The following is a 12783-nucleotide window of genomic DNA, read 5'->3' on the forward strand; positions in this document are numbered from 1 at the left end:
TTCTCTTTTTATTTTGGCACACCCTAACCTCATCCTTCTTACTTCGTCTGGTGTTTTATTCAAATCCACTTATTATACCATTCATACAAACGGTGTATGCCTTCATCTATTTCCACTTTGTGGTGCCATCCCAAACGGTGCAGTTTGGTTACGTCCGTCAGCTTTCGCAGTGTGCCGTCAGGCTTCGAGGAATCCCACCGCAGTTCGCCCTTGAAACCAATTTCCGCACGAATTTTCTCAGCCACCTCCTTGATGCTGATTTCCTTTCCGGTACCCACATTGATATGGCAATTGCGTATCTCCTTGCTATCGGGAGCATACGTATCCTTGAAATCCACATGCAGCAGCACGTGTACGCTGGCATCCGCCATCTCCTCGCTCCAAAGGAACTCGCGCAACGGCTTCCCGCTTCCCCACAACATCACCGCTTCCGGGGTAATGCCGAATTTGGCAAGCTTCGCCCGTATCGCTTCCTCGCTGCAGCTGCCGTCCACCCCTTCTACGGGGCGTAAATCAAGGTCCTTGCGCACTGCATCCCAATCCCCTTCATTCAAGCATTTAGCCAAATGAATCTTGCGAATCATGGCAGGAAGCACGTGGCTGTTCTCCAAATGGAAATTGTCGTTCGGCCCGTACAGGTTGGTCGGCATCACGGCTATATAGTTCGTTCCATATTGCAAGTTGAAGCTTTCGCACATCTTCAATCCCGCTATTTTGGCAATGGCATACGGCTCGTTGGTATATTCAAGCGGAGAAGTCAGCAACACCTCCTCTTTCATGGGTTGTGGCGCCTCACGCGGATAGATGCAGGTGCTTCCCAAGAAAAGCAGCTTCTTCACTCCGTGGCGGAAGCTCTCTCCGATGACGTTCTGCTGTATCTGCAAGTTCCGGTAGATAAAGTCTGCCCGATACTGCAAGTTCGCCATTATGCCTCCCACGTGTGCGGCGGCAAGTACCACCGCATCCGGCTGCTCTTCGTCAAAAAACTTCTTCACCGCCAATCCGTCCAGCAAGTCCAGCTCCTGATGCGAACGTCCCACCAAGTTGGTATAACCCCGCTGTTGCAGATTATTCCAGATGGCAGAGCCCACCAGTCCGCGATGCCCTGCCACAAAAATTTTTGCGTCCTTCTCTAACATAACTTATTCTCTTCTTCATCACTTGTCCATCTGCGCTTTCAGATGCAATTTCTTCACAAAGCGCATGTCGTGGGCAGCCATAATCTTTACCAGTTCTGGAAAACTTGTCTTCGTCGGATTCCAGCCGAGCAGCGTCTTCGCTTTTGTCGGGTCGCCCAGCAATTGTTCCACCTCACAAGGACGGAAGTATTTAGGATCCACTTCCACCAATGCCTTGCCACTCTTCACGTCGATTCCCTTCTCATCCACGCCTTCGCCTTCCCAACGAAGCTCAATGCCGACCTCCTTGAAAGCCAACGTGGCGAACTCACGCACCGTGTGCATCTCGCCTGTGGCAATCACAAAATCTTCCGGAGTGTCATGTTGAAGAATCATCCACATACACTCCACGTAGTCTTTCGCATATCCCCAGTCGCGGCGTGCATCCAGGTTTCCCAAATACAATTTATCCTGAAAGCCCTGAGCGATGCGGGCGGCAGCCAGTGTAATCTTTCTTGTCACGAACGTCTCTCCCCTGCGCTCACTCTCATGATTGAACAAGATACCGTTCACGGCAAACATGCCATAGCTCTCCCGATAGTTCTTCGTTATCCAGAAGCCATATTGTTTGGCTACCCCATAGGGGCTGCGCGGATAGAAAGGCGTTGTCTCCTTTTGAGGAACCTCCTGCACCTTGCCGAACAATTCGGACGTGGAAGCCTGATAAATCTTCGTCTTCTTCTCCAACCCCAAGATACGGACAGCCTCCAGCATACGCAGCGTTCCCACCGCATCAGCCTCCGCCGTATATTCGGGCACATCAAAACTTACCTTCACATGGCTTTGAGCGGCAAGGTTATATATCTCGTCCGGTTGCACCATCTGAATGATGCGAATCAGCGAGCTGCTGTCCGTCATGTCACCGTAATGCAGATTAATCAGACGCTCCTTCTTCATGTCCCGCACCCATTCATCCAGATAGAGATGTTCGATACGGCCTGTATTGAAAGAGGAGGAACGGCGCAAAATGCCATGAACCTCATATCCTTTTTCTATCAAAAATTCTGCCAAAAACGAACCATCCTGACCGGTGATACCGGTAATTAATGCTTTCTTTTTCATACTATAATTATATTTGTTTTATACTTTTCATTAAAAGGAGTTTGGGAAATTAAAAGAGATTATCAGTTGACAAATGGGACTCAAGAGATAAAGGCCGATACCTTCAAATAAAAAGCAATATACCTTTTGCCTTCATCATCCGCCCCGCCTCACTCAATCACTTCTATCAGATCCGGATGAATAGTCGCCATCGCCACAGCGATGACACCCCGAATCTCAACAACTACGCGACGGTCGCGGGCACCTCTTACTTTCAGGAAAATACCTTCCTGTCCCTCAAATTCACCACCCGTGACACGTACGCGGGTGCCTTTGGACAAATTCAACTCTTCCGGCTGGAAATAGAGCAACTGGTCATTGTAGGTGCCGGACACGGCGATGAAGCGCTGCATCTGATTGTCGGGAATAACTATCTTCTGTCCGCTACGTGTATCGGTAATATATTGAAGGTAAGTGACCAAAGACTTGACACGCTTCACTTCGGAAGGAGAGGCATGCACAAAAATCAGGTTTCGGACAACGGGAACCAAGGCACGAACTTTTTTGCCTTTCTTCACACAGAACCTATACTGCATAGGAACAAAACAACCCAATCGCTCCTTTTCAAGCAAATGCATTGCATCAAGTTCCCTACGGTAAGTAGCACGCATAGCGAACCAAATTTCTTTTTCTTTTTCCTCTCCCATTTCGACATTTATTCAGAAAAGAGTATTTCTTCAAAATACACAAACGGATTATATAAAAAGCCATCCGCTCAATGTGCACAAAGATAGCCCTCATTTTCCATATCGGCAAATTGTTTAATCAAAATAATTGAATATCGTCAAGTTCTTTCATTCTTCTCTGTCTTCCTCCTACCAGAGTTCCGCCTGCTTCGTACATCCTTCGGATAATCCCCTTCTCTATAGACACGAAAAGCATACGAGGAAAATACGGAAAACATACGAGGAAAGAGCAGAAAACATACGAGGAAAAATGACTTGTCAGCTCAGCTGATAACTCCTTTAAATAAAAAGAACACAAATTACGCCAATCACACCAAAATGTAAGTAAGGAAAACGCTGATTATCAGATGTCCGCTTAAATACATCATGGGTGCAATTGGCGTAATTCGTGTTCCAATCTTTAGATTGACACGGCTTCTTCTCAAATCTCCCGCATCCCGAATTCAGGGAACGATCCCCCCTGCATGGCAAAACAGATACCGAAGCAAGCCGCACTGACAATCCAAAGGATGACCAACGTCCACTTCAGCCCGGTGTTCATCGGTTGCCACTTGAATATCCCGCTGAAAATGCCCCATACCAGGCTAATCAAAGGAATGCCTACCAGCAAGATGCCCGCAATGTACATCACAATGGCAGCCAAAGGAGAGGCAGGCAACACCATATCCATCGTCGGGAAAAGAGTAATCAGGGCCGCCCCGCCACCAATAGCCACCATAACAGCGGCAAACAACAGCACCACAAACACAATTCCAAACGCAAACAGCACGGGGCTGCAAATAATGGCGAATATCACCATACAGAGCTTCAGGAAGAAACCCGCCACCATGACAAACGCATCGCCCACCTTTTGCAAGAGCGTGCGAGGCTTGTCGGACTTCATATAATTATCCACCCCGTTCGCCATTTTCTCAAAACCATCGGTCACCGTCTTTCCGATGTTCTCCACCGTCACGGCTTTGCCGCGCATATTCAGTTTCTCAGCAGCCGTACGGGCTTCCGGTATGACCAGCCAACAGATGATATACACCGGCACCAACGTACCATATCCACAGATAAGAATACAAACCGCCAACAGGCGAAGCAACGTCACATCCCAACTCAGGTAAGCGGCAATTCCGCTGATAACGCCACCCAACATCTTATCATCGGGATTGCGGTAAAGCCGACGGCGTACGGTACCCTCCGCATCATCGCCGCTCCAGGCACCCGCGCCATATCCATTGCCTGTACGGGCACTGCCGGCCTCACCGCTACCGCTCTCTTCCTCCACCTCCATCTCTTCGGGCTTTCCCATGCGGGCTATCACCTCTTCTACATCGGCAATCGTAATGACTTGCGAGCCTGCCGACAACTTCTCTGCAAAAAGTTCGGAAATGCGACGTTCAATATCGTCCACAATCTCATCGGCACCGGCTTCCTTGCGGAAATGCAGTTTAAGGTTACTCAGGTAATTATCCAAGAGGCGGTAAGCATCATCGTCAATGTAGAAAACGGTTCCACCCAAATTTACGGTCAATGTCTTTTTCATATCTCTTTCTTTTATGTTTTTAATCGGTTTATAAACAAATGAATCAACTCAAATAGTTCACCGTTTCGTTTAATTCTCTCCAGGAGATTTCCAGTTCGCCTAAGAACAGCTCTCCTTTCTCCGTCAGGCGGTAATACTTCCGTGGGGGCCCCTGCGTGGACTCAATCCATTCGTAACTCAGCAGGTCATCGTTCTTCAAACGGGGGAGCAACGGATCAAGCGTTCCTTCCACCACTATCAACCGGGCCTCCTTCAGCTTCTGGATAATGTCCGAAGCGTATGCCGGTTCTTTATGCAGGAGCAGCATGATACAGTATTCAAGCATTCCCTTACGCATTTGCGACTTTACATTGTTTACGTCCATAAATTTATGATTTATGATTTCACATATTCATTCTTCACATCCTTTGTATGGCACAAATGTATGTATTATATCAGTACCTTGTATTACAAAGTACTATACATTAAGAATGATTAACAATAAAAGGAAAAAGCGAAACAACTATCCTATTGTTTATCATATTGAGAATCAATGATTTGTAGATATAATCCCTGATATAGCCGCTCATTTGCATACCGGCAACCGGCATTTCGGCTGCACCACGGTGCAGCCCTGCATTATAGGCTCATCCGGAATTTGGAGTGACAATTGGGCTGAAAGCGTCATCAGGTACCATCACTTCAAATACCGGATGAACCCTACATTAAGAATGCATACATTATATAGGCCACGATAGATGAATAGTTGCAAGAAAACAGAGAAACGAACACTTTCCAGTCCCCATTATCTCCCTGTTTGACAGACACAAGTGTCTATCGTCTGAAAGTCCAGTGTTTGACGAGACAGACACAAGTGTTTGAGACATCAGAAGCAAGTGTCTGTCAATGCGAATATTTGCGATTGATAATCAGTGATTTAAACAATCAGTAGAACTTATACAACAATAATTCTACAAACTATTAGTGATGAGAAGGAGATTGACTTCCAACTACCAAAGAACTTCTTCCATCTCCCGACAACTCCTACTAATACTAAGCCTCCTGAGCTCTTCCTACCACACAATCTTATCCAATATTCCCGTCAGATAGGCTATCGCCATGCCGTAGTTCGTAATAGGAATGTGTTGCGCACGAGCTTGGGCAATGCGGCTGAGTACATATTTTCGATTGAACATACAGGCACCGCAATGGATAATCAGGTTGTAGCGGGACAAGTCATGGGGAAAATCGTTGCCCGATACGAAATCTATTTGCAGCTCTTCGCCGATACGTTTCCGCAGCAGACGGGGAATCTTGACCGTTCCAATGTCCTCAGTCAGTGGGGCATGGGTGCAGGCTTCGGCTATCAACACGCGCGATTGCGGCGTGAGAAGAGCGATGGTGGAAGCCCCCTCTGCAAAAGCCTCTATATCCCCCTTGTAAGCGGCAAAAAGAACAGAGAAGGAAGTCAGGCTACTCTCGGCAGGCTTTTGCCGATAGACAATGGGAAACGCCTGTGAGTCGGTGATAATCAACCGAGGAGGACGAGCAAGGGCTTGCAAGGAATCCGACAACCGATCGGTGGTACAGCTCACCACTATGCATTTCTTGTCCAGCAGTTCGCGAATGGTCTGTACTTGAGGCAAAATCAGGCGGCCTTTGGGAGCCTGAATGTCTTGGGGCATGACCAGCAGAACCACATCGCCCTCTCCCACCCGATTGCCTGTGATGGTGCGTTCGGCAAAGTCTTCGGGAAGCTTTGCAAGAATAGCATCGAAGATGCCTTGCATGCCGGACTTCTCTCCGGCACTGACCACGACCGGTACTTGCCCGTACTTTTCCTCAATCCTGAGGGCCAGCGAATCGACATCCTGCCGGACATCTTTCTTGTTCACTATCAGTACGACGGGAATGTCATGCTCACGAAGCAGCTCCATCCATTGCCGTTCCGGCGTTCCGTCGTCCTCAAAGAGCAGCAGGGCGATGTCGGTCTTCTCCATCATCTTCCGGGTGCGCTCCACGCGCATCCGGCCCAGTTCGCCCTCGTCATCGAAGCCGGGGGTATCGATAAAGAGACAGGGGCCTAAAGGATATACTTCCATGGCTTTTGCCACCGGGTCGGTGGTGGTGCCAGGTGTGGCAGATACCAGCGATGTGTCTTGTCCGGTCAAGGCATTGATAAGGCTGGACTTTCCGCTGTTCCGTCGTCCGAAAACAGCGATGTGCAAACGGTTTGAATTGGGGGTATGGTTCATGATGTCATTATCAGATTGCAACGCCAAAGTCATTTTTGATTTCTTCCATGACAAAAGTTGACTCTAAAGAATTCAGCATGGGTAATTGTCCCAGTACATTGAGTACAAGTTCTTGATAGTACTTCATATCAGGGGCGTGTACCTTCAGAAGGAAGTCGTAGCGACCGGAGATGTTGTAACACTCCGTCACCTCGTTAATCTTACGTATCGTCTCGCAAAACTCCTGAGCCACCTGTTTGTTTAGCGGCTTGAGTTTCACACTACAGAATACGATGAATCCTTTGTGAAGTTTCTCTGCATCAAGTATGGTAGCGTATCGCTTGATGTACCCTTCCCGTTCCATTCGCTTTATGCGTTCAAAGACAGGAGTCGTGCTCAGTATCACTTCCGATGCTATTTCCTTGATGGTCAGCCGTGCATTCTGTTGCAGGCAACGCAGAATTTTGATGTCCGTCGCGTCCAGCGATTCTATTATAGGCTTGCTTGGCATGATTTCGTAGTCGTTTATTCTAACACGGAAGCAAAATTAGAATGTTTTTCTGTATTTCGCAAATATATTTGGAACAAACAACCATAAAGCCATAAATTCGCATCCAAATTATTAAAAACATAAAAGCATAAGACAATGAATACACAGAATCTTCACCTCGAGACCCTCGCCCTCCATGTAGGACAGGAAACAGCCGACCCCGCAACCGACGCACGCGCCGTGCCTATCTATCAGACCACTTCGTATGTGTTCCACAATTCTCAGCATGCAGCCGACCGATTCGGGCTGCGCGATGCCGGCAACATCTATGGCCGCTTGACCAATTCCACCCAAAGCGTATTCGAAAACCGCGTGACAGCCCTTGAAGGCGGTGCTGCCGGACTTGCGGTTGCCAGTGGGGCAGCCGCCATCACTTACGCCCTGCAGAATATCTTGCAGAATGGTGACCATATTGTGGCTGCCGACAATCTTTATGGTGGTACCTTCAACCTTATCACCCATACGCTTTCCACACAAGGCGTGGAAAACACCATCGTGGATATCAATAATCTTCAGGCACTTGAAGCCGCCATCCGTCCTAACACCAAGGTTATCTATGCCGAAACCTTCGGCAATCCCAATTCCGATGTAACCAACTTGGATGCGATAGCAGAGGTTGCCCACAAACATCACATCGTGTTCATCGTGGACAATACTTTTGCACCCATCCTCATCCGTCCCATCGAACATGGAGCCGACATCGTTGTGCACAGCGCCACGAAGTTTATTGGCGGTCATGGCACCTCGTTGGGCGGTGTCATCGTCGAATCCGGCCGCTTCGACTGGAAAGCCAATGCCGATAAATACCCTACACTTGCCAAGCCGGATCCATCCTATCACGGAGCGGTGTTTGCCGACGTGGCAGGCAAAGCTGCTTTCGTGACACGCATCCGCGCCGTCATCCTGCGCGACACAGGTGCCACGATTTCACCTTTCAATGCCTGGATATTGTTGCAAGGGGTGGAGACACTTCCGCTCCGCATCGAACGCCATGTAGAGAATGCACTGCGTGTGGTCGATTTCCTTGCCAAGCATCCGAAAGTCAAAAGTGTCAGCCATCCGTCGTTGCCGTCACATAAGGACCACACTCTTTATAAAAGATATTTTCCGAAAGGCGCCGGCAGCATTTTCACTTTTGAAATAAACGGCACGCAGGAAGACACCTGGCGATTCATCGATTCGCTGAAAATCTTTTCGCTCCTTGCCAATGTGGCAGATGTGAAATCGCTGGTCATCCACCCCTACACCACTACGCACTCGCAACTCTCACCCGAAGAACTTACGGCCCAGCGCATCACCCCCACCACGGTGCGGCTCTCCATCGGAGTAGAGCATATCAATGACATCCTTGCCGACCTTCAGCAGGCATTGGAGAAAGTATAATCAGAACCTGAAGTCCCTCCTACCCTCCTCTATCGCCCGCAGGTTTCGTTCGGCTATCTCGCGTATCTTAGGATTCGGGATGTGAGCCAGTTCTTCACGGATCAGCTCGATGCCCTTCCTGCGGGTTGCGGGGGAGGCGTAGTCCTCCAGATACTCTTTCAGGGTCATCAGCGCATTGGGCTGACAGCAGTTGGCTATCTGCCCGCGCTTGACGAGCGACATGAAACGGTCGCCGGTGCGTCCTTCGCGATAGCAGGCAGTACAGAAGCTGGGAATATGCCCCAGATCAAGCAGCCAGTGCACCACCTCGTCCAGTGTACGTCGGTCGCTAACATCGAACTGCGAAGAGTCCTTCCCCTCCTTCTCAGGAACGGCGTAGCCTCCTACGCTGGTACGCGAACCACCGCTTATCTGCGAAACGCCCAACTGAAGCACCCGGCGGCGTACTGCCTCAGACTCGCGGGTGGAGATAATCATGCCGGTATAAGGCACAGCAATACGTGTGACCGCCACGATGCGGCAAAACATCTCATCCGAAATGGCATCTGGAAAGTCTTTCGTCGAAATATCATCTGCCGGACAGATGCGTGGAACGCTGATGGTATGCGGCCCCACGCCGAAGAGAGCTTCCAGATGCTCGGCATGCATCAACAGGCCCACAAAGTCGTAACGGTAGGTATTCAGGCCGAACAGCACCCCGATGCCCACGTCGTCAATGCCTCCCTCCATGGCACGGTCCATGGCTTCAGTGTGGTAGGCATAGTCGCTCTTGGGACCTGTGGGATGCAACGCCTCATAATGCTCCTTGCTGTAGGTCTCCTGAAAGAGGATGTAAGTGCCGATACCTGCCTCCTTCAACAGCCGGTAGTTCTCCACCGTAGTGGCGGCAATGTTGACGTTCACCCGACGGATGGCGCCGTTTTTGTGCTGGATGCTGTAGATGGTGCGGATGGACTCCAGAATGTAGTCAATAGGATTGTTTCGAGGGTCTTCTCCCGCCTCCAGGGCGAGACGTTTGTGCCCCATATCCTGCAAAGCGATGACTTCGCGGCGTATCTCCTCCTGCGAAAGTTTCTTGCGCGGAATGGTACGGTTCTTGGCATGATAGGGGCAATAGACACATCCGTTCACACAATAGTTAGAGAGATAGAGCGGGGCAAACATCACGATGCGATTGCCATAGAACCGCTGCTTGATTTCACGTGCCAGGTGGAAAATGCGCTCCACCAAATCGGGTTCGTCACACTCCAGCAGCAGGGCAGCTTCCCGGTGGGATAGTCCCTGGCACAGAGCCGCCTTGTCTATCAGGCTTTCGATAAGCGGACGGTTGCCGCGGTTTGCCCGGGCATACTCCAGCGTGTCCAATATCTCCTGATGGTTGATGAACTCTTCGGCTTGTCTTGATTTTACGTTGTACACTTTATGAATTGAAAATTGAAAATTGAGAATTAAAAATTATCACTTTATCACTCCATCACTCTATCACCTTATCACCTATTTCATATCCTATTTCTTTCAATCTCTTCTCCAGTTCCTCCAATCCTTCGGCGGCTTCGGCACCGGTGGCGGCTTTGTGGTCGTAGAGCGAATAGTTCGCCCGTTGACAGGGTGGAGAAAGGTTGGGCATAACGACATTGGCACCCGCCAGTATTCCGCGTTCCCGTCCATCTGGCGCAAGAGTGGCCAGGGCGGTGGTGGCGGGAATCCAAGCAGAAGGGTGCATCAGCCGGAAAATGGAAAGCAGCTTCAGGGTCATCCCGATATTGCCCGGCGGAAAAGAAGCAAAAGGAGTATCGCGATGAGGAAGGAACGGGCCCATGCCTATCATCTCCGGCCGAAACCGTTCGATGAAGAGAAGGTCTTCCACCAGATGGTCCACCGTCTGATACGGGCTACCCACCATGATGCCCGTTCCCACCTGATAACCGATTTCCTTCAGCCACTCCAAGCATTGCAGGCGATGTGAGAGCGACATTTCGGCAGGATGAAGCCGAGCGTAGTGGGCTGCGTTGTACGTCTCGTGACGCAACAGATAGCGGTTGGCACCTGCACGGAAAAAGCGTTCGTAAGCTTCACGCGACCGCTCGCCCAAGGAGAGCGTAAGGACACAGTCGGGAAACTCCCCACGGATGCGGGCTACAAGCTCCACCGTCCAATCGTCCTTCACCTCCGGCATCTCACCTCCCTGCAGAACGAATGTACGGAGGCCGAGGCGATAACCTTCGCGACAACAGGCCAGAATCTCGTCCTGTGTCAATTCATAGCGCTCAACAGCTCCGTTTCCTCTCCGTATGCCACAATACAGGCAGTTGTTGCGGCAACGGTTCGTTATCTCAATCAGCCCGCGCAGAAGGATTTTGTGACCGAAGCGAGACACAGCCTCCTCCCGTGCCAGCTTGTGCAGATAGTCCACCATGCCGGCATCCTCACAAAGCAATAATGCCCGATACTCTTCAGCATCCAGCCTATGACAATTCCGCAATTTGTTTATCAAATCGGTCATATATCTTTTGAAAGAGTTATCGGGAGTTAGAAGCCAATACTCCTTCTAATTTCCGATAACTCCTTTATAAAATCAATACGTCTTCTCCTGTTTTGCCAGTTCCTGTCCCAATTGTCGTTTTCCGGCAGCGACCTCGTTGTATGCAGTCGGTCCGGTGATACAGCCGCCTTCGCAAGCCATCACCTCGATAAACTGTGCCGGAGCCTTGCCCGATTTGGCGTATGCACGCAGCATGCCGATATTCTTCTTGTTCAGATTGGCCACCTGAAGCGCATTTATCTTATCCGCATCCTCCTTCAGATAAGCCTTTACGGCACCCATCACGCCCCCTGCCTGAGCGAATCCATGCGCCTCACGCACAGCCGTGAACTGCACCGGATAGGGTTGCGACTGCTCCATCTGGATATCCAGACCGGCCAGTACGGAAGCCATTTCCTCGAAGGTCATCACGAAATCCACCGCCTCGTCGCGCTGCGCCTCCTTGCGCTTTGCCACACAGGGACCGATAAAGACCACCTTCGCATCCGGATACTTCTCCTTGACAATTCGTGACGTATAGTACATCGGCGAACCGGTGCCCGACACGTAAGGCTTCATGGCAGGAATATGCTTGTTCACCAGTTCGATGTAAGAAGGACAGCAGGAAGTCGTCATGAACTTCTGTCCCTCCTCCAGTTTCTCCACCAATTCGTGCGCTTCATTGGTGACGGTGTCCATAGCTCCTTGCGCCACTTCGATAACATCCGCAAAACCCATCTCCTTCAAGGCTCCATACACCTGTTCGATAGTGGTTTGGAACTGTCCCAAAATGGAGGGTGCCACAATAGCCACCATCTGCTCACCCTTACGGATTCCTTGCAACACGTCAAACACCTGCGATACCTCAAAAATAGCACCGAAGGGACACGCATTAAGACACTTGCCGCAATAGATGCACTTGCTCTCATCGATGTGTTCTATCCCCTTCTCGTCCTTACTGATGGCCTTCACGGGGCAGGCTTCCTCGCACGGCACGGGAATGTAAACAATGGCATGATAGGGACAGCTGTTGTAACAGATGCCGCAACTGATGCACGCATCGTGGTCAATCCATGCCTGCCCGCTCTCTTTGACATGCACCGCCTTCTTGGGACAGTTCGTCTGACAGCTGCGTGCCGTACACCCACGGCAAAGATTCGTAATCTCATAGTTGATTTGCACACAGGCGGAGCAGGCCTCGTCAATCACGCACATGATGTTCTCCTTCGGCTTGCCGTGTTCGGCACGTTCCAATGCACGGGCAGCATATTCCGACAGCGGGGTCAACTCGTCCGTTTCGTCCTCCATATCCAGCCCCAGCAGCGGCAGCGACTTGTACTTCCACACCGCCCGTTCTTTGTGCACACAGCAGCGTCCCGCATGTTTCGACCTTTTGGGACTCAGCTCGATGGGCAGTCGGTCTATTTTCTCTACCAATTCGTTGTTGTTCCACAGCCTTACCAGTTCTTTCAGCAATCTGTGGCGGACAATCATGATGTTGCTCGTAAATGCCATACTATTTTTAGATGTTGAAAATTAGTTAATTCAGTAATGAAGTGCAAAGATATTGATTTTTCTTAAAAAACATTTAAATTTGATACCGAAAACCTAAAAAAAAAC

Annotated in this window: 11 protein-coding genes; 1 reads left to right on the plus strand and 10 read right to left on the minus strand. The window is 50.0% G+C overall.

All coding sequences use genetic code 11. The annotated features are described in order from the left end of the window. Positions 1-59: 59 nt before the first annotated feature. The 7 genes from K2G43_RS08860 to K2G43_RS08890 all read right to left on the minus strand — a co-directional run bounded on the left by K2G43_RS08860 (position 60) and on the right by K2G43_RS08890 (position 7220). Positions 60-1139: a GDP-L-fucose synthase gene (locus tag K2G43_RS08860; RefSeq protein ID WP_300154328.1), complete on the minus strand. Its 1080-nt coding sequence runs from the start codon at positions 1137-1139 to the stop codon at positions 60-62. A gap of 18 nt (positions 1140-1157) precedes the next feature. Beyond that, a complete protein-coding gene (gene gmd, locus K2G43_RS08865; protein WP_297643457.1) occupies positions 1158-2240 on the minus strand; it encodes a GDP-mannose 4,6-dehydratase in 1083 nt (360 codons plus the stop codon). 149 nt (positions 2241-2389) lie between these two features. Then, entirely contained in the window at positions 2390-2926 is a 537-nt protein-coding gene (locus K2G43_RS08870) for a UpxY family transcription antiterminator (protein ID WP_297643458.1), read from the minus strand. 460 nt (positions 2927-3386) lie between these two features. Continuing rightward, positions 3387-4496 (minus strand): PspC domain-containing protein, encoded by a 1110-nt coding sequence (locus K2G43_RS08875; RefSeq protein ID WP_300154333.1) that lies wholly within the window; start codon positions 4494-4496, stop codon positions 3387-3389. 43 nt (positions 4497-4539) lie between these two features. Beyond that, entirely contained in the window at positions 4540-4860 is a 321-nt protein-coding gene (locus K2G43_RS08880; RefSeq protein WP_300154336.1) for a PadR family transcriptional regulator, read from the minus strand. Between the two features lie 688 nt (positions 4861-5548). Beyond that, entirely contained in the window at positions 5549-6730 is a 1182-nt protein-coding gene (gene hydF / locus K2G43_RS08885; RefSeq protein ID WP_300154346.1) for a [FeFe] hydrogenase H-cluster maturation GTPase HydF, read from the minus strand. A 10-nt stretch (positions 6731-6740) separates the two neighbouring features. Next, positions 6741-7220, minus strand: coding sequence for an Lrp/AsnC family transcriptional regulator (locus tag K2G43_RS08890; RefSeq protein ID WP_297644241.1), 480 nt, complete (start codon positions 7218-7220; stop codon positions 6741-6743). A 135-nt stretch (positions 7221-7355) separates the two neighbouring features. Here K2G43_RS08890 and K2G43_RS08895 point away from each other — a divergent pair, with 135 nt between their 5' ends. Then, on the plus strand, positions 7356-8642 hold the full coding sequence (locus tag K2G43_RS08895; protein ID WP_300154339.1) for an O-acetylhomoserine aminocarboxypropyltransferase/cysteine synthase family protein: 1287 nt from the start codon (positions 7356-7358) through the stop codon (positions 8640-8642). Here K2G43_RS08895 and hydG read toward each other — a convergent pair whose 3' ends face one another. From hydG to K2G43_RS08910, 3 genes are all read right to left on the minus strand, one after another. Beyond that, positions 8643-10061 carry a [FeFe] hydrogenase H-cluster radical SAM maturase HydG gene (hydG, locus tag K2G43_RS08900; RefSeq protein WP_297644239.1) on the minus strand — a complete coding sequence of 473 codons (1419 nt, stop codon included), beginning with the start codon at positions 10059-10061 and terminating at the stop codon, positions 8643-8645. A gap of 55 nt (positions 10062-10116) precedes the next feature. Then, the gene (gene hydE, locus K2G43_RS08905) at positions 10117-11145 is read right to left on the minus strand and encodes a [FeFe] hydrogenase H-cluster radical SAM maturase HydE (protein WP_297644238.1); all 1029 of its coding nucleotides are present in this window, start codon (positions 11143-11145) and stop codon (positions 10117-10119) included. A gap of 72 nt (positions 11146-11217) precedes the next feature. Beyond that, positions 11218-12678 (minus strand): monomeric [FeFe] hydrogenase, encoded by a 1461-nt coding sequence (locus tag K2G43_RS08910; protein WP_300154343.1) that lies wholly within the window; start codon positions 12676-12678, stop codon positions 11218-11220. Positions 12679-12783: the final 105 nt, after the last annotated feature.

The organism is Bacteroides sp., from assembly GCF_029057325.1.
GTDB lineage: Bacteria > Bacteroidota > Bacteroidia > Bacteroidales > Bacteroidaceae > Bacteroides.